Below are 17,719 nucleotides of genomic sequence, written 5' to 3' on the forward strand. Positions count from 1 at the left end.
TTTACCCCTGATGCAGACTACGTAAAGTGGTGAGCAGCTCACCGAGGGCTTCGTTTTGTTCGATGCTGATTTCAAGTCCGGCGCTGTGCCCGGCGTTGTCTTGGCAGATTTGCCCAAGACCTACCAGCCAGTCGCCGATGTATTGGCGGGTGTAGTCTCGCGGTTTTTCGGCCAGTTGCGGCAGTGCGTTTTCGCCAAGCGTAGCGGGCGGCTCAAACAGCGGTTTACCGGCGGCGATTTTGCTGGTGGGACGCTCGCTCGCCGGTTTGCCTGCAAAGCCCAGCCAGCCGATAAAGTCGCCCAGCAGGTTGCTGGCGACCAGCACTTGGCGACCGACCAGTTGCTCACGGCGTGTGCCGATTTGCTCAACGCTGGTGACGGCTGAAAGCAACAGGCCTTCCAGGTCAAGACGACTGGCGGCGGTGATCAGTTCATCGACCAAGGCTTCAATGGCGGTTTTGTCAAAGCCTAAAAATCTCATCAGCTTTAGGTTTTCCGGCAAATGGCGCAGATGGGCTATCCATTCGCGCAGTACGGCTTTGGCAAACTGTGCGTCGCTACCTCGCGCGGCAGGTTTTTCGGCCTTGGTTTCAAACAATGGTGCGCTCGTGCTGCCGAACAGGTCAAAGCCTTGATCGTCATCCTCGCTGTCACCCAAGTCGAGCGCCCCATCACTGGCAGCGGTTGGCATGGTTTCGCTGGCCGCTTGATCGTCCGGCGGCGCCTCTTCTTCTGCTCGCAGATAGAGCGGGCGCAGCAGTTCAGGCGGCAGCTCTAGATGGCTTAGTAGCTCACCCAGCAGTGCGCGGCGCGGCCAGATGGCTTGGGAGATTTGCTCAGCGATTTGCCGTTTTTTCGCCAGTTCCCCACTGCCTTCACCTTGAAACCAGCGCCCCAGGCGGCTTTCCAAGCCCAGCAGGATTTCATCCAGTTGTTCAGCAATACGCTTAAGTTTTACCTCAAGTGTCGCCACTTCGCTTAAATAGCGAGCAATGCGACCCACGCCGCCTTCGTTTAGCGCAAGTACGGCATCCCAAGCCGCTTCGGGGTCTTGGATATGCAGGCGTACGGCTTCATCTTCGCAAAAGGTTTTGCGCATCAGCGCAAGCTGTGTTTCGGCGTTGGCGCTGATGCCCTGCTCTCGATTATCCGCATCCTTCTCAATAAAACTGACGTCCATCACCGGGTTGCGCGCCAAAAAGGTATTGGCAAAGGGCGCGCCATTACTCCAATCGATCAGCCAAGAATGTTTGCCAAACAGCTCCAGCATGCAGCCTTTGAGCATGCCTGTACCACGCCCCCAGCTACTGCTTAAGATGTCTTCGTTTTGGCTTAGCCCTCGCGCCTGCCTGATGTCGAATTTAGTGATCACCCAAAGCAAACCGGGTTTGCGCCTGGCACGTTGTTCGGGAGTGGCTCCTTGCGTTTTCTCAATCCAGTGCGTTAATACCTCATCGACGTTGTTGTTAAGTTCCAACTGAACATCGGATGAAGTACAAAAAATCAGCACGTTCATTTCTTGGTTGTCGGTATAGCGCTCGAACAGGTAAGCCACTTTGCCGCGCAAAATCATTTGTGCGACGGCATTGGGGTTTTCCCCACCGACTTCGACTTTCATGCCCTCCATCGATAAGGTCGATGCTTTAAACCTGCCGCGATAGCCGGGAAAATCCAGCAAGTCCACCTGTTCAAACAAAGGCTGTGCGGTCGGTTCAAGCAGTGGAATCACCAGCTCAGTGGTCAACACCGCCAGTTGTGACAGGGGAAGCTCGACCTCTTGCGCAAGTTCACCGTCTTTGCTCGGACATACCCTAATAGCCTTTTGATCGCGCCCTAATCGGTTCAGCGTATCGACATTGAGCATGCTGCCAGACTGTGACAGCCCGCCTTTTTCGGTTTCGTGCACCAGGGCGGTCAGTGGCGCAAAGACGCTTTCGGCATGCCCAAGGCGCGCCAGTGTCTGCGCAAAATCCTGATAGGTACGGGTAAGTTCGGGGATTTCATTCCAGATAATGGAGAACAACTGGCTGCGTCCACTGCCGTCAAGCTTTGGCGCAAGTCTTATTGCGCTTGCCCAATAATCGTTCGGTAAATCGGTCAGCAGTGCCGAGAAGTTCTGCTGTAAATAATCCCAGAGTGAAACCACGTCATCTTCAGTCACGCCGGGCACGCTCTGTTTTGAGTTTACGCAGCGCTTGTCCAACTCCTTTAGCACCTGGGCAATGCGCCCGTTATCAAAGCGATACTGGACTTTGCCCTTGTCAAAATCGCTAAAAAAGGAGTTAGCCAGTATTTTGGCGATTTCCACTTCGCTAAAAAGTTTTAGTCTCAGCGGAAAACCTTCAGGCGTTGGTACTTGCGTGCGGGTAAAGCGAGTAACCAGTGCGGTGGCCTCCACACCGCCGCCGGGCGGGTTGATATGTTGAAGAAAATCCAGGCGTTTGCCATCTAGCAAGGTTTCCAGCTTGCCGTTTTTTCCGGCGACCATCGATGAAACCAGGTAGGACTTGCCCGCTTGCGACATACCGAAAAAACCCACCGTAATCGGCAGTTCAGACACGCTTCCCAAGCGTTTGGCGTTATTGCGGATACGGCGCAAGCTCAAAATCAGGTCATCGGCTTCGTTATCGAGCCTTGGCGCAGCGCTTCGCGTGGTTTGCGTCCATTCAATGGCTTTTCCTGCATTTTGGTAGAGGCTCGCCCAGTCGGTGGCCAGCTTTTTAGGGTCTGTCATTTGCGAAATACACTCCCGCTATCGAGCCAGTAATGGGTCTCAGCCAAACCGCTGTCATCCAAGGTATTAAGCCGCAGGCGAATATGCGCACGGCTCACTGAGCCGCTTTCTGATTCAGCGCCCAAAAATTCAAAGGTTTCGCTGCCTTCGCTTTGATTACGTGAGGGTTTGATGCCAAGGCGCACCTTCAGCACCAGCCCTTGCGAGGCCACGCGCTCGCGCAGTTTGTCATTCTCGATGGAAAGCACATAGAGCGGCGCGGCAGCCCAGCGTTCGCTTTCAAGCTGGCGAAACCCCAGGCGCAGTGTGCCGCGCATCTCAAAGGTCGTATCCGGCAATTGGTAATCGGGATTATCCAAATCAATATCGCGAAAGTAGACGTTGGCCTCTTTGATGAGATTGTTGTTGTCGATTTGCCCTAAAAATTTCAGCGTGGAATAAGCGCGAAATTCCGTCGAACGGAAGAAGAAGTTGGGCAGGCGCAGTTTATGCGCGAGTAAACACAGCATTGCCCCCACCGCAGCGGTCGTTTTGGGGTCTTCAATGCGTCCTTCTTTGTGGAACGGATACCAACCGCCGGTACGGTAATGATTAAGCGGGACAATGCGCGAAGGCGGCAGCGGCAGGAATTTACGTAAAAGCGCCTGCACTCCGGGCAAGCGCGACGGGCGACCGGTTAAGAGCAGCACGTCCGCCGAGTACTGATCAAGCACCTCGCACAGTGCTTTTAACGGTTTGGCAATGTTCATCCGATCGCTGATAAAGGCTTCGTGCACGCGGCGCAAAAGGACATTAAGCGGCACGCTCAGTATGTCAAAGCGCTCAGGCGGGCTGCCTGCCGCGCGGCGCACGGCGCTGGCAAAGTAATCGAGCACATCCGCCGTTGGCGTATCGCCCGGCAGCAGTTCGCCAAAGGTACCGGTAAACTGCACGGCCTCCTCCAGCGGGTCGTAGTGCTCGTAGGCTTTAAGCAGCGCCAGCCCCAGTGGGGCGAAAATTTGCAGGGTAAGCTGCTGGCGCAATACGCCTTCTTGTACCGAAAGCGGCTCGCTGCCAATCAAGCGCGACAGCAGCGCATCGGCATTATTCAGGCCAAAACGCTGCAAGGCGCTACCCAGCGCGGGCAGGATAAACAGTGCGATAACATCGAGCAGGATGTCGTCACCGGCTAGCTTAAAGCCGTCACGAAAGCGCTGTTTCGGCTTGATATAAACGTTACTGCCCTGCCCTTCGTCCAGCAGGTATTCGCTAACCACCAAATCCGTGGTGCCGCCTCCAATATCGATGGAGGCAATGCACAGGCCGTTGTTTTGTACGCGGCCTGCGCGGCGCATGGCGGCAAAAAATTCTTCGGGGCGACCGGCAAAGTGGTTCTGCGTTTCGTTAAACAGGTAGACCACTTGCGCACAGGTTGCTTCGTCCCACTGTACATGCACTTGCGGCAACGACGGGCGGGCGCTTTGGCGGCTTGACTCGTCGCTTAACTGGATAGGTTCATCGGCGCCATGCCAACCGTTTGCCTTCCACACCAATCCAACCGCTTGTTCCATGGATTTGGCGAAAATTTCCCGCTCCGGCTTGGGCATGGACGGCGGCACGGTCAGGATAATGGAACGCAGATGACGCGGCACGCGCGAATGGCTCATACGTAGCCTTTGCGCCGGACTGTTGATTTGCATCAGCGCCTGCGCCAACACCTCGCAGAGCATAAAACACATTAACGAACTGCGTGAATAGTGCGGATGAAATACCGGCATGCGGTCATCCGGCGGCAGGCTGTAGAGCGCCTGGCCTTTGTCGTTAATCAGGCTGGCAACCGGTGCGGCGGTGGCGTGTGGCTCAATGTCGGTCTTGACATAGGCGCAGTTAAAGCGCCAGCCAGGACCGTAGCCGTCCTCATCCCACAGGTAGCGTTTGGGGCTGGAAAGCCCGGTCGAGCCTTCAGTGCCGCGCCTTCTGGAAGCCAGCCTGCCCGCCTCGCGGCCAATGCGGGCAATGGTCGGCCATTGAAAAGCATCACGTAGGCCACTGCGCGCTGACCAATGGTCTTTGCCAAACACCGCTTGGGCAAATTCCACACGGCTTTCAAAAGGCTCAGGGTAAACCTGTTCGGGCTGGCTTAAATCGCGCAGGCACAGCTCGTAACGCTTGCTCAAACCATCACTTTCTTGCGGATGGTCTTCAATCAAAATGCCGCAGGTGCGCGAGTTGCCGACATCCAGCACCAGGTCCACGGCAATCGGCACCAGGTCTTTAGCTTGATTGGAGACCAGTTTGACCTCTGGCAAGCTAAGCGCCGTGCCGAGCAGGTGCAAAAAGTTAAGGTAATGCGCCTGGTGATAAAGCTGCTGGCATTCGTCTTCGATGTCATCCGGCTGCATGCGCAGTGGCGGCAACTTGGCCTGCTCGCAAAATACTTCGCGCAGCCAGCCGTCTACCCAGCCCAAATCGAGAAACCAGCCCATTTCATCCGATTGGTGCGCCAGCGCAAAGGCAGCGCCTGCGCGAATGTCTGCCTCGCTCGGGGCAAGGTAAGCAGTGCCTTCGCGGCGTTCCAGTACGCGCGTATCAAAGGCGAAGGTCAAACAATGGGTATTGCCGTCTACATCCGCCTCGGGCAAGGCGAGCAGTCGCGCCCGCACCCAGTTAAGCGGGCCAGCCGCGTCAAAATGCCTGGGTGGGGTAAAGCGAAAAAACGGCAGCGGCAGCCATAAACCTTCGAGCAGGCTGAGCGAGGTTTCCAGCGCCACGCTGTAATCCGCGCCCACCGCTTTGCCGGGTTCAGCCGGATGGTAAAAGTTGTTGCTGCGCTCGTCATACTTAAGCCGTGCCAGCGGTGCATCCGGTGCCGGACGAACAAATTCACCCGGCATTTGGCGGCGCAAATCCAGTTGCAGAACAAAATCCACAAACTGCACACCGCTGCCCATCACTAGAGTGATGCGCTCTTCGTAATCCATCTTTTGCGCAAACATAGGGCGTTATTTTCCGTTCTCGTTTTTTCGCATGCTCATGGGGATGCGCTGATTCTGGTAGTTGCCTTGGCAGTCGGCAGCGTTTTCACCTTTGCCACTTTCACATTGCACTTGCGGCATGCTGTAGCGGCTGCCGTCGCTGCAACGGGCCTGGTCCTGGCTGTTAATACCCAGTCGTCCGCCCTGCATGGTCGCGCTAACCGGCCCACGGCATTCCACACCATCAGCGCGCTGGATGCGTACCTCGCCCTGGCCGTTTTCGAACTCATAATCCAAACGCAGCGGCTGGCCGGTCTGCGCATCCTGAATGCCCGCGCCCGCCCGCCATTTGCCGTTAAGGAAATCGGTTGAACCGTTTTCTATGGCTTGCGGCGGAATGGCTAACGGATCGCCTTGCCGCTGAGGTTGTACAGGCGGCATTGCAGCAGCGGGCGGCATGGGCGGCTGTCCATCCTCTTGCTGCTCGGCACCTTGCAACTGAGGCGTCTCGGCGGCAGGGTTATCCGCTTGCGGTAATGCGCCATTGTCCTCTGCTGCGCCTGAGCCGTCCAAATTCTCACTCGTATTAGCGCCACCCCCATTGATGCCTGGCAGTGCCTGCAAACCGATGTCTGGCATATCCGGCAAATGAGTACCGGGCAGCCCAGGCAAATCGATGTCATCCAGCCCAAAGGGCAGCTTGACTTGTGGCGCACAGGCACGCAGCAAAAACAGCAGTAAAAGCAGCAACAACAATAAAAGCAAAAGCCAGCGTAACCAACGCCAGAAGGATTTTTTCTTGGGCACAGGTGCCGGCGAAACAGCGGCGGCTTCAACAGGAGCAGGCGCGGCAGGAGCAGGCGGCGGCGGACGCAGATAGAGCAGCGGATTGGACGCTTGCGCCCCCAGTGCGGCAAAGCCCCAAAAGGTTACAACCGGCTTGCCATCAACCAGATAGACATGCTCGCTACTGGGGAAATGCACCGCTTCGCGCAGTAGACGGGCGAAAATTTGCTTCTCGCGATTGGCGGCATCGTCTTGCATCTGCTGTGCGGTAGCGAGCAGCTCAGTGCGCAGGGTTTCCAGCTTGGCGAGCGCGTCGCGGCGCTCTTCGTCGGTCGCCGAACTCCAAGGGATCACATCGCCTGCAAAGGGCCCATACCAATCAAAGCTCTCGCCGCTTTCACTGGGTTGCACCAATGCCAAACAATTGGCCGCATCCGTGCCCAGCTTTAAGCGGATGGTTTCACGCAGCGGTAAGGCCGCGCTGTAGACCGGCTGCCCATCCGCCCCCAACGCCTGAAACTCCCGCGCTCCCCCGCTACGCAGCAATGCTCCGGGCATATTGTGCTCTCCGTCTGTCCCTTTAGCGCAAGCCTTGTAGTATGCCCAAGTCACAGTTCCCACTACAAGAGACGCCTACACTCGCCGGGCGCTTATATAAACGTCATCACTGACTTATTGATAATCCCTGTGGATTTTTGCGCCTCTTTTCTCTAAAATCACCGCTTTAGTGCGGCCACTAAAATTGCAGACAGGATTTGTAAGCCAACGCAAAGCGGGATGACAGCACAGTCATTCCGCTTTTTACTATCTGCTGCTTCGTTGTTTTTCGGAGGTTTTCTTGACACAGCCCGCCATTCTTGCGCTTGCGGACGGCAGCGTTTTTCAGGGTGTCGCCATTGGCGGCGAAGGTTTTGCCGTTGGCGAGGTGGTCTTTAATACCGCGATGACCGGCTATCAGGAAATCCTGACCGACCCGTCTTACGCCCGCCAATTGGTGACTTTAACTTACCCGCATATCGGTAATACCGGCACCAATCTTGAGGACGGCGAATCGGTGCGCGTACAGGCCGCGGGGCTGATTATCCGCGACCTGCCGCTACTGGCCAGCAACTGGCGCAATAAGCAATCGCTTGAGGGTTATCTCAAGGAAAACGGCACGGTTGCCATTGCAGGTATTGATACTCGCCGCTTGACCCGTCTGCTGCGTGAAAAAGGCGCACTAAACGGCTGCATCATGAGCGGCGAACAGGCCAGTATCGATAAGGCGCTGGAGCTTGCCCGCGCTTTCGGCGGCCTTAAAGGCATGGATTTAGCCAAAGAAGTCAGTTGCCGTGCGCCCTATCAATGGCGTGAAAGCGAGTGGGATTTGGCAACCGACAGCCATCCCGTGCGCACCCTGGACGAACTGCCGCTGCATGTGGTCGCCTATGACTTTGGCGTTAAGCGCAATATCTTGCGCATGTTGGTGGCACGCGGCTGCTTGATCACCGTGGTTCCGGCGCAAACGCCGGCCAAAGAGGTGCTGGCGTTAAAGCCCGATGGCGTGTTTCTCTCCAACGGCCCGGGCGACCCCGAGCCTTGCGATTACGCGATTAACGCAACGCGCGAACTACTGCAAAGTCGCATCCCGATCTTTGGTATCTGCTTGGGTCATCAGCTACTGGCACTCGCCTCGGGAGCAACAACGGTCAAAATGAAACACGGCCATCACGGCGCCAACCATCCGGTGCAGGATTTGGCGACTGGCGAGGTGCTGATCAGCAGTCAAAACCACGGCTTTGCGGTGGATGAGGCGAGCCTTCCGGCGACGCTTCGCGCCACTCATCGCTCGCTATTTGACGGCACGCTACAAGGCATTGAACGCACCGATGCGCCCGCCTTTAGCTTTCAAGGCCATCCTGAAGCCAGCCCCGGCCCGCATGATGTCGCCGGTCTGTTTGACCGCTTTGTCCACAGCATGATGCGCTAAGGCTTATCCGATGCTTGGCGTAACCGACCTGTGGACTTATCTGCTGGGTACGGTCTTTATCATCCTGCTGCCGGGGCCCAACTCTTTGTTTGTGCTGGCGGTTTCCGCAAAACTCGGCACGGCGGCGGGTTGGCGGGCGGCCAGTGCCGTGTTTATCGGCGATGCGCTGTTAATGCTGCTCGCCGCGCTGGGGCTGGCATCGCTGCTAAAAGCCTCGCCGCTGTTGTTTCAGCTATTAAGTTACGCAGGCGCCGCTTATTTATGCTGGCTGGGCGCAGGGATGCTTAAAGACGGCTGGCAGCGCTTGCGGCGCATGTCAATGGTGGACGCGCCAAGAGCCCGAGTTGCAAACGGCGCGGTATTTTCCAAAGCGCTGTATTTAAGTCTTTCCAATCCTAAAGCCATTGCCTTTTATTTGTCGTTTTTTATCCAGTTTGTTGACCCGAATTATCCCCATCCGGCTTTGTCTTTTTTATTGCTGGGAACGATTTTAGAATTAACCAGTTTGCTTTATTTAGCGTTACTGATTTTCTTTGGCGTGCGGCTGGCCGCTTGGTTTACCCGCCGCCAAAAACTTGCCGCCGCAGCCAGTGGCAGTGTTGGCGGTCTGTTTATCGGCTTTGGCGTTAAACTCGCCGCCGCTTCTTCTTATTAGATTTTTTAAAGGTTAAGCCATGCCTAAACGCACAGACATTAACAGCGTGCTGATTATCGGCGCAGGCCCAATTGTTATTGGTCAGGCGTGCGAGTTTGACTACTCCGGCGCACAAGCATGCAAGGCGCTAAAAGAAGAAGGCATTCGGGTGATTTTGGTCAATTCCAATCCGGCGACCATCATGACCGACCCGGCCATGGCCGATGCCACTTATATTGAGCCTATCCACTGGCAAACCGTCGCCAAAATCATCGAACAGGAGAGGCCCGATGCGCTGCTGCCCACAATGGGTGGACAAACCGCGCTTAACTGTGCGCTGGATTTGCAGCGCCACGGCGTGCTGGACCATTTTGGCGTGCAGATGATTGGTGCCAATGCCGACAGCATCGATAAAGCGGAAAACCGCGAGCGTTTTGATGCCGCCATGCGCAAAATCGGCCTTGCCTGCCCGCGTGCCGGTATTGCGCACAGCTTGCATGAGGCTTGGCAGGTGCAGGCCGAGGTCGGCTTTCCCTGCATTATTCGCCCGTCTTTTACCATGGGCGGCAGCGGTGGCGGCATTGCTTATAACCGCGAAGAATTCGAGGAAATCTGCACGCGTGGGCTGGAGCTGTCACCCTCCAATGAGCTGTTGATTGACGAGTCGCTGATCGGCTGGAAAGAGTACGAGATGGAGGTGATCCGCGATAAAAAGGATAACTGCATCATCGTCTGCTCGATTGAAAACTTCGACCCGATGGGCGTGCATACTGGCGATTCCATTACCGTTGCCCCGGCGCAAACCTTGACCGACAAGGAATACCAAATCATGCGTAACGCGGCGATTGCCGTGCTGCGCGAAATCGGCGTAGAAACCGGTGGCTCCAACGTGCAATTTGGCGTTAATCCTAAAGATGGGCGCATGGTGGTGATTGAGATGAACCCGCGCGTGTCGCGCTCATCGGCGCTCGCCTCGAAAGCGACCGGTTTTCCGATTGCCAAAGTCGCCGCCAAACTTGCCATCGGCTATAGCCTGGATGAACTGGCCAACGACATTACCGGCGGGCGTACGCCGGCTTCGTTTGAACCGTCGATTGACTATGTCGTCACCAAAATCCCGCGTTTTGCCTTCGAGAAATTCCCGCAAGCCGATGCTCGCCTGACCACGCAAATGAAATCCGTCGGCGAAGTCATGGCGATTGGCCGTAACTTCCAGGAATCGCTGCACAAAGCACTGCGCGGCCTGGAAGTCGGCGCAACGGGCTTAAATCCACGCCTTGAGCCGAACTCGGCAGAGGCTCAAAGCACCCTTCGGCGCGAACTGACGGTACCCGGTGAAGGGCGTATCTGGTATTTAGCCGATGCCTTTCGCTTGGGCAAAACCTTGGATGAAGTCTTTGAACTCACCCATATCGACCGCTGGTTTTTGGTGCAGGTGCAGGATTTGGTTGAAGAGGAAGAACGGCTTAAATCCCGTGCATTAAACGACTTAAATGAAGCCGATTTACGCAGACTAAAACGCAAAGGCTTTTCCGATGCACGCTTAGCCGAACAGCTAAATGCCAGCGAAGCCGATATTCGCGCTAAACGCCAAGTCCTTAACGTGCTGCCGGTCTATAAGCGCGTGGACACTTGCGCCGCCGAATTTGCTACCGACACCGCCTATCTGTATTCGACCTACGACGAAGAATGCGAAGCCGCGCCCTCTTCGCGCGACAAAATCATGATTTTAGGCGGCGGTCCCAACCGTATCGGCCAAGGTATTGAGTTTGACTACTGCTGCGTGCATGCCGCGCTCGCCATGCGCGAGGCCGGCTATGAAACCATCATGGTCAACTGCAATCCGGAAACCGTCTCCACCGACTACGACATTTCCGACCGCCTGTACTTTGAACCGGTCACGCTGGAAGACGTGCTGGAAATCGTCCGTATCGAGCAACCCAAGGGCGTGATTGTGCAATACGGCGGGCAAACCCCGCTCAAACTCTGCCGTGCACTTGAGGCTGCAGGCGTTCCCATCATCGGCACTTCAGCCGATGCCATTGACCGCGCCGAAGACCGCGAGCGCTTTGCCGCCATGGTGCAACAGCTTGCTCTGGCGCAGCCGCCCGGGGCGACCGCACGCAGCGCCGAACAAGCGCTGCAATACGCACGCAAGCTGGGCTACCCGCTGGTCGTGCGCCCATCCTATGTGCTGGGCGGTCGCGCGATGGAAATCGTCCATCAAGAAGAAGAACTCGCCCGCTATATGCGCGAGGCGGTTAAAGTCAGCGCGGGCAGTCCGGTCTTGCTCGACCGCTTCCTCGACCGCGCCATTGAGGTGGATGTCGATGCGCTGTGCGACGGCGAGCAAGTGGTGATCGGCGCCATCATGCAGCACATCGAGCAAGCGGGCGTGCATTCTGGCGATTCGGCTTGCTCGCTGCCGCCTTATTCGCTTGGCCAGGACATCCAGCAAAAAATCCGCGAACAGGTCAGCAAAATGGCGCTGGAGCTTGGCGTAATCGGCCTGATGAACGTACAAATGGCGGTTCAGGGCGAAGCGATTTACGTGATTGAAGTCAACCCGCGTGCCTCGCGCACCGTGCCTTTTGTCTCCAAGTGCATCGGCCAGTCGCTCGCTAAAATCGCCGCGCGCGTGATGGCCGGGGAAAAATTGGCGGATTTGGGCTTTACCCGCGAAGTCATCCCGCCCTATTTTTGCGTGAAAGAAGCGGTCTTCCCGTTTAACAAATTCCCCGGAGTAGACCCGATTTTAGGGCCGGAAATGAAATCCACCGGCGAAGTGATGGGCGTAGGCGAAACCTTCGGCGAAGCCTTCGCCAAATCACAGCTTGCCGCCGGCGAGCTATTGCCCGAATCCGGCACGGCCTTTATCAGCCTGCGCGAAAGCGATAAACCGCAAGCGGCGCAGCTTGCACAAGGACTGCTTGACTTAGGCTTTGAACTGGTCGCCACAGCAGGCACGGCGCGCTTTATCGAGCAAGCCGGATTAACGGTCACCCGCGTCAACAAAGTCACCGAAGGCCGCCCGCATATCGTCGATAAGATTAAAAACGGCGAAATCAGCCTGATTATCAACACCACTGAAGGCAGACAGTCGATTAGCGATTCCTGCTCCATCCGCCGTAACGCCCTGCAACACAAGGTTTACTGCACCACCACACTGGAAGCAGGCAAAGCCGTTTGTGATGCGCTGGCGGCACGCGGTGAACAAAGCGTTCGTCGCCTGCAAAGCCTGCACGCACAGCTTTAAATAAAGAGATTAAACAATGACTAAATTCCCCATGACGGCCACCGGCGCTAAAGCCCTTGAAGAGGAGCTCGCCAAACTTTTGGCCGAACGCCCAAAAATCAGCCAGGCCATTGCCACCGCCCGCGAACTCGGTGACTTAAAAGAAAACGCCGAATACCACGCCGCGCGTGAACAACAAGGCTTGGCGGAAGCACGTATCCGCGATATTGAGGCGAAACTCTCCAACGCGCAGATTATCGACATCCGCCAAATCCCACCAAGCGGCAAAGTGATTTTTGGCACAACGGTCGAGATTGCCCATTGCGAGACGGATGAAAGCCTGCGCTACCAAATCGTCGGCGAAGATGAAGCGGATATTAAACAGGGCAAAATCTCCGTCACCTCCCCCATCGCCCGCGCGTTAATCGGTAAAGAAGCAGGCGATACCGTCACCGTAAAAACCCCGGGCGGGGTGGTCGATTACGAAATTATTGAAGTGCAGCACTTATAAAGCCTACCCTCTCCCATTTTGGGCTCAGGGAGAGGGTGAACATTTGGGCACGGCTGCGAGCCACTTCGCCGGCGGGATTTCGCAGTTGATTTTGCGGCCGATCAGGGCTTCGATGGGCGCCAAGGCGAAGGCGTCGTTTTCCCCGGCAAAGCTAATCGACGTACCGCTTGCGCCCGCCCTGCCCGTGCGGCCGATGCGGTGGACGTAATCGCCCGCTTCTTCGGGCAGTGTGTAGTTAATGACGTGGCTGATACCTTCGATATGGATGCCGCGTCCGGCCACATCGGTGGCGACCAGCACGCGGATGCGCCCTTCACGGAAACCTTCGAGCACTTTGATACGTTTGTGCTGCGGTACGTCGCCGGACATTTGTGCGGCGCTGATGCCGTCTTTAAGCAAGCGTTCGCTGATGCGCTGTACTTCGTCGCGGCGGTTGGCGAAGACCATCACGCGCTGCCAGTTGTGCTCGGTGATCAGGTGATAGAGCAGTTTATATTTGTCGCTTTCGGCGACCGCGTAGACGTGTTGCTCCACGGTATCGCTGGCGACCTGTTCGGGTTCGATTTCTACCAACACCGGCTCTTTTGTCCACTGTTTGGCGAGGTTCATCACGTCTTCGCTAAAGGTTGCGGAAAACAGCAAAGTCTGGCGTTCGGCCTTAGGCGGGGTCTGGCGGATGATTTGCCTGACTTGCGGGATAAAACCCATATCGAGCATGCGGTCGGCTTCGTCTAAAACCAGCACTTCGACCATATCCAGATGCACTTCGCCGCGCTGGTTAAAGTCGAGCAGGCGCCCTGGGGTGGCTATCAGGATGTCGCAAAACCGCGCTTCCAAGGTTTTTAGTTGTTTATCGAAATCCATCCCGCCGACAAAGCCCATCACGTTAAGGCCGCTGTAGCGGGTCAAAGCCTCGGCATCTTTGCCAATCTGTACCACCAGCTCACGCGTGGGGGCTATCACCAAGGCACGCGGTTCGCCCATATAGCGCTCTTTCGGCGGCGGCGTGTGCAGCAGTTGGCTGATGATGGAAATTAAAAACGCCGCCGTTTTACCGGTACCGGTCTGCGCACGGCCAATCGCATCACGCCCGCTTAGCGTATGCCCCAACACTTCGGACTGAATCGGCGTGCAGTAGGGAAAGCCCAAATCATGCAGGGCGTGCATCAGGCCATCATGCAGGCCAAAGTCGTGAAAGCGGGTTTTGCCGGGAACCGGCGGGGCGACAAAATCGGCCAGTTGCCAAGGCTGTTCGGCCTTGTTGGTCGATGGTTGTTTACCGCGGCGCGGCGTTTTGGCTTTGCGGCTTTTAGCCGTCTTTGACGTATTTTCAGTGGATGGCTTTTCGGCATCCGCTTCCTTGGTCAGGATTTTTTTCAGTGTGTTCAGCAAGGGTTTCTCTAAAGTTTGTGGTCTGGTGAGCGGCTCTATTTCCTCCCCGCTCTCATTTATGGGAGCGGGAGGGCGATTACCGCCGCACCGGCCTTTTTTGCAGTTTGCGCTGCAAGGTACGCCGGTGCATGCCAAGGGCGCGGGCGGTGGCGGAAATATTACCCTCGTGTTCGGCCAGTACGCGCTGGATATGTTCCCATTGCAGACGGTCAACCGACATCGGGTTTTCCGGCACCAAGGTATCAGGGTTGGCCTGTTTGGAGAGTAGCGCGGTGAGCACGTCATCGGCATCGGCGGGCTTGCACAGGTAATTGGTCGCACCGCGTTTAATCGCCTCCACTGCGGTGGCGATACTGGAATAGCCGGTTAGGATAACCACGCGCATTTCCGCATCCAACTCCAGCAGTTTGGGCAGCAGTACCAAGCCGGAGTCACCCTCCATCTTTAAATCCAGCACGGCGTAATCGGGCAAATCATTCTGCGCGAGCGCCAAGCCTTCATCAGCGCTGTGCGCCACACTGACGCGAAAGCCGCGCCTGCTCATGGCGCGTTCCATCACGCGGGTAAAGGTGGGGTCGTCATCGACCAGCAAAAGGTGTGGTTGGTCTTCCGTTTCAGTAACTTCATTCATAAGGCGTTTCCTTGTGACCGATGCGGCAGCTTAAGTTCGGTTACTGTGCCAGCGACAGGGTGCGCGTACAACCTTAAAACGCCACCCACGCGGCTGATGCTGGCGCGGCTTAAAAATAAACCAATGCCAAAACCCTTGCCGTCTTTGCTGCTAACAAAGGGCTGGCCGATTTGCTTGGCAATAGCGGGCGATACGCCGCAGCCTTGGTCGTGAATGGTCAAATGGATATGGCTGTTGTCCCAATTTAAGCGAATTTCAAGCTGCTGTGGGCAGGCATCGGCGGCGTTGTTGAGCAGGCTAAGCAGCGCCTGGCTTAAATCGGTCGGCACGCTTAACTTCGGCGGCTCGCCCGGTCCTTGGCACTGATACTGATAGCTCAGCTCGGGGCGCATTAAATTCCAGCGGTTTAACGCGCTGTTTACCCAGTCGCTCACACTTTGTTCGGGAGGTGCCTCGCGGCGGTCGATTTCTGCCGCCCGTACCAGTTGTTGCAGCGTGTTTTTACACTGCCCGACTTGCTCTTGCAGCATGGCGAGGTCTTCTTGTAACGCCGGGTCCTGGTGCTCATGGCGCAACTCTTTAAGCAGCACGCTGATGGTCGCCAAGGGCGTGCCCAGTTCATGCGCCGCGCCAGCGGCCTGGGTGGCTATCGCCAGTAGTTGTTGGTCGCGCAGCCCTTCTTCGCGCCGCTTGGCACGCAGTTCTTCCTGCCTTCTTAAAGCAGCGGCCATTGCCGCGACAAAAAAGGTAATCAGCACAGCCGCCAGCGCAAAGCTGAGCCACATGCCGTAAATAAGCAGTTTTTCACGCTGGCCGGGCAGCATCTGCAGCGGCTGCGACCAGACAATCAGCAGGTTGTAGGCGGCCAGTGCCAGCCCTGCGAGCAGCAGGCTGTAAAAGCGCGATAAGGTCGCTGCGGCAATGGTCAGTGGCACCAGATAGTAGGAGACAAAAGGATTGGCTGCACCGCCGGAGTAGTACAGCAGCACGCTGTGTATCAACAGGTCACAGGCCAGTTGCGCGGCGTATTCGCGCTCCCCGACCGGCACGCTAAAGCGCAGCCTGAAAACCGTTAACGCACAGAGCGTGGCCGAAGCGGCGAGGGTGAGCCAAAGCGCCGTCCAAGGCAACGGGGATGGCAACAGGTCGCAAATATAGGCAAATCCCACCGAAGCGGCTTGCGCGAGTAGCACCAGAATGCGGATTAAGGTCAACCGCCAGAGGTTTTGATGGCTGGCCGAAAGCATCGCCAGCGGCGGTGTGGACATGCGGTTTTCAGTATTCATCGCGGTAAACGACTACCCGATTACGTCCGCCTGCCTTGGCTTGGTAAAGCGCCGCATCGGCGCATTGCAGCAGGGTTTCGCCCGCTTCTTGGGCTGTGTCTTTTTGCGGATACAGCGCGTGCACACCAATGCTGATGGTCAAAATGCCCAGCGGGCTGGCTCCGTGGCTGATGGCACGTTGCTCCAGTGTTTGGCGGATTTTCTCAGCCACTCGCGCCGCACCGCTGCTGTCAGTTGCCGAAAGCAGCAGGCAAAACTCCTCGCCACCGTAGCGAGCCGCCAAATCGCCCGGGCGATTCTGCCCCATCCGCAATACCTTGGCGACTTGGCGCAGACACTGGTCACCGCCGCTGTGTCCGTAAAGGTCGTTGTATTGCTTGAACAAATCCACATCCAACATCAGCAACGCCAAGGGCTGGCGGGCACGGCGGGCACGGCGCAATTCTTCATTCAGGTGCGCCATAAAATGCCGCCGATTGGCAAGGCCAGTTAGTTCATCTTCAAGGGCGAGTTTTTCCAATTGCAGCCTTTGTTCGGCCAGATGGTCACGCGCCTGTTGCAAGGCACGATGGGTCTCCAGCTCTCCTTTAATCAGGTGCAGCAGATAAAAGCCAAACAGGTTGAGCAGAACAATCAGAATAACTACGACCACTATTTGCATGGCCGCTTCAGTGCGCCAATTTGCCAGTACTTCGTCCTGCGTCAGCGCGGTTATCACCACCAACGGATAGCGCTCCAACCGACGGTAGCTGTACATCCGTTTGCGGCCATTTTCCATCAACCTAAAACTGCCGCTGTTTTGCTGCGAAGGTAGCGTGTTGCTGAGCAGGCCGTTGTCTGCGCTGGGTGGTTGACGCACCAATACGGTGCCGTCATTCAGCGACAACGAAATAAAGCCGTGGTATTTGATGTCCAGCGTTTGGTAAACCTGTTGAAAGTAATTCACCCGTACCGAGGCGACGACTACGCCATTAAAACGCCCCTCGTTATCATTCAAGCGGCGCGTGACCGGAATCACCCATTCACCACTGCTGCGCCCCGGCAAGGGCGGGCTGATATAGACATGGCTGTCTTCGTGCTCGCGGTGCCACTTGAAATAGCCGCGGTCGGTATTGTCATGGTCCTGCATACGTGCACCGTAAGAACTGGTCAGCCAATTGCCCTCACGGTCGAACGCCAGCAGGCTCTGTAGGTCCGGCAATTCCTGCACGCGCTGCTGCATAAAGCGTTGCAGCCTGGGCATTCGATTCGGCTCTTGCCCATCGACCTCAAGCCGCTCGGCCAAGCCCAGCAACACGGTATCAGCGGCTTTTAAGGTATCTTCGGCGTGTTGGGCAAGCGCAGCGGCGAGGTTTTCCGAAGCAGAACGCGCTTCATCCAAACGGGTTTGTCTGGCATCCCAGATTAGCCAAATGACGCTAACCAACAGCGAAAAACTGGCCAAGACGACGAACGCTTTGGTCAGCGGCAACAACATGGGTTTTCGGTGCAACAGGGGAACAGCAAAGTTATCGGGCATCAGCCTAAAAAATCGCTCTTGCAAGAAATTACATAGTGTACGCTAGTTGGCTCCCTACCCTACCACTC

Annotated in this window: 11 protein-coding genes; 4 read left to right on the forward strand and 7 right to left on the reverse strand. The window is 56.6% G+C overall.

Features of this window, described 5'->3' with window-relative positions; translation table 11 throughout:
• Position 1: 1 nt before the first annotated feature.
• Genes AXE65_RS07460 through AXE65_RS07470 form a run of 3 tightly spaced genes read right to left on the reverse strand, consistent with a single transcriptional unit; the run spans position 2 to position 7,032 of the window.
• Positions 2-2,734: a putative virulence factor gene (locus AXE65_RS07460; protein ID WP_068390276.1), complete on the reverse strand. Its 2,733-nt coding sequence runs from the start codon at positions 2,732-2,734 to the stop codon at positions 2-4.
• Complete coding sequence (locus AXE65_RS07465; protein ID WP_068390280.1) at positions 2,731-5,709, reverse strand: virulence factor SrfB; 2,979 nt, start codon at positions 5,707-5,709, stop codon at positions 2,731-2,733. The genes AXE65_RS07460 and AXE65_RS07465 overlap by 4 nt, the downstream gene beginning before the upstream one ends.
• Positions 5,710-5,715: 6 nt before the next feature.
• The gene (locus tag AXE65_RS07470) at positions 5,716-7,032 is read right to left on the reverse strand and encodes an SrfA family protein (protein ID WP_068390283.1); all 1,317 of its coding nucleotides are present in this window, start codon (positions 7,030-7,032) and stop codon (positions 5,716-5,718) included.
• A gap of 280 nt (positions 7,033-7,312) precedes the next feature.
• Between AXE65_RS07470 and carA the strand changes: the two genes are divergently transcribed.
• The 4 genes from carA to greA are packed head-to-tail and all read left to right on the forward strand — an operon-like array spanning position 7,313 to position 12,823.
• The gene (carA, locus tag AXE65_RS07475; RefSeq protein WP_068390285.1) at positions 7,313-8,443 is read left to right on the forward strand and encodes a glutamine-hydrolyzing carbamoyl-phosphate synthase small subunit; all 1,131 of its coding nucleotides are present in this window, start codon (positions 7,313-7,315) and stop codon (positions 8,441-8,443) included.
• Positions 8,444-8,453: 10 nt separating this feature from the next.
• Positions 8,454-9,098 carry a leucine efflux protein LeuE gene (leuE, locus tag AXE65_RS07480; RefSeq protein WP_068390288.1) on the forward strand — a complete coding sequence of 215 codons (645 nt, stop codon included), beginning with the start codon at positions 8,454-8,456 and terminating at the stop codon, positions 9,096-9,098.
• A 19-nt stretch (positions 9,099-9,117) separates the two neighbouring features.
• Positions 9,118-12,333, forward strand: coding sequence for a carbamoyl-phosphate synthase large subunit (gene carB / locus AXE65_RS07485; protein WP_068390291.1), 3,216 nt, complete (start codon positions 9,118-9,120; stop codon positions 12,331-12,333).
• A gap of 16 nt (positions 12,334-12,349) precedes the next feature.
• Positions 12,350-12,823 carry a transcription elongation factor GreA gene (gene greA / locus AXE65_RS07490; protein WP_068390294.1) on the forward strand — a complete coding sequence of 158 codons (474 nt, stop codon included), beginning with the start codon at positions 12,350-12,352 and terminating at the stop codon, positions 12,821-12,823.
• Between the two features lie 24 nt (positions 12,824-12,847).
• Here the strand turns inward: greA and rhlB are convergent, their stop codons facing one another.
• Genes rhlB through AXE65_RS07510 form a run of 4 tightly spaced genes read right to left on the reverse strand, consistent with a single transcriptional unit; the run spans position 12,848 to position 17,651 of the window.
• Positions 12,848-14,350 (reverse strand): ATP-dependent RNA helicase RhlB, encoded by a 1,503-nt coding sequence (rhlB, locus tag AXE65_RS07495; protein WP_079214094.1) that lies wholly within the window; start codon positions 14,348-14,350, stop codon positions 12,848-12,850.
• Positions 14,292-14,846: a response regulator transcription factor gene (locus tag AXE65_RS07500; RefSeq protein ID WP_068390297.1), complete on the reverse strand. Its 555-nt coding sequence runs from the start codon at positions 14,844-14,846 to the stop codon at positions 14,292-14,294. The genes rhlB and AXE65_RS07500 overlap by 59 nt, the downstream gene beginning before the upstream one ends.
• Positions 14,843-16,114 carry an ATP-binding protein gene (locus AXE65_RS07505; protein WP_068390398.1) on the reverse strand — a complete coding sequence of 424 codons (1,272 nt, stop codon included), beginning with the start codon at positions 16,112-16,114 and terminating at the stop codon, positions 14,843-14,845. Before AXE65_RS07505 ends, AXE65_RS07500 begins: the two co-directional genes overlap by 4 nt.
• A gap of 7 nt (positions 16,115-16,121) precedes the next feature.
• The gene (locus AXE65_RS07510; protein ID WP_068390299.1) at positions 16,122-17,651 is read right to left on the reverse strand and encodes a sensor domain-containing diguanylate cyclase; all 1,530 of its coding nucleotides are present in this window, start codon (positions 17,649-17,651) and stop codon (positions 16,122-16,124) included.
• Between the last annotated feature and the right edge of the window lie 68 nt (positions 17,652-17,719).

This window comes from Ventosimonas gracilis (assembly GCF_001580025.1).
Taxonomy (GTDB): domain Bacteria; phylum Pseudomonadota; class Gammaproteobacteria; order Pseudomonadales; family Pseudomonadaceae; genus Ventosimonas; species Ventosimonas gracilis.

Coding starts and splice junctions, on each gene's coding strand:
- AXE65_RS07460 (WP_068390276.1), bottom strand. CDS start 2,734: ATGACAGACCCTAAAAAGCTGGCCACCGACTGGGCGAGCCTCTACCAA.
- AXE65_RS07465 (WP_068390280.1), bottom strand. CDS start 5,709: ATGTTTGCGCAAAAGATGGATTACGAAGAGCGCATCACTCTAGTGATG.
- AXE65_RS07470 (WP_068390283.1), bottom strand. CDS start 7,032: ATGCCCGGAGCATTGCTGCGTAGCGGGGGAGCGCGGGAGTTTCAGGCG.
- leuE (WP_068390288.1), top strand. CDS start 8,454: ATGCTTGGCGTAACCGACCTGTGGACTTATCTGCTGGGTACGGTCTTT.
- carB (WP_068390291.1), top strand. CDS start 9,118: ATGCCTAAACGCACAGACATTAACAGCGTGCTGATTATCGGCGCAGGC.
- greA (WP_068390294.1), top strand. CDS start 12,350: ATGACTAAATTCCCCATGACGGCCACCGGCGCTAAAGCCCTTGAAGAG.
- AXE65_RS07500 (WP_068390297.1), bottom strand. CDS start 14,846: ATGAATGAAGTTACTGAAACGGAAGACCAACCACACCTTTTGCTGGTC.
- AXE65_RS07505 (WP_068390398.1), bottom strand. CDS start 16,114: ATGTCCACACCGCCGCTGGCGATGCTTTCGGCCAGCCATCAAAACCTC.
- AXE65_RS07510 (WP_068390299.1), bottom strand. CDS start 17,651: ATGCCCGATAACTTTGCTGTTCCCCTGTTGCACCGAAAACCCATGTTG.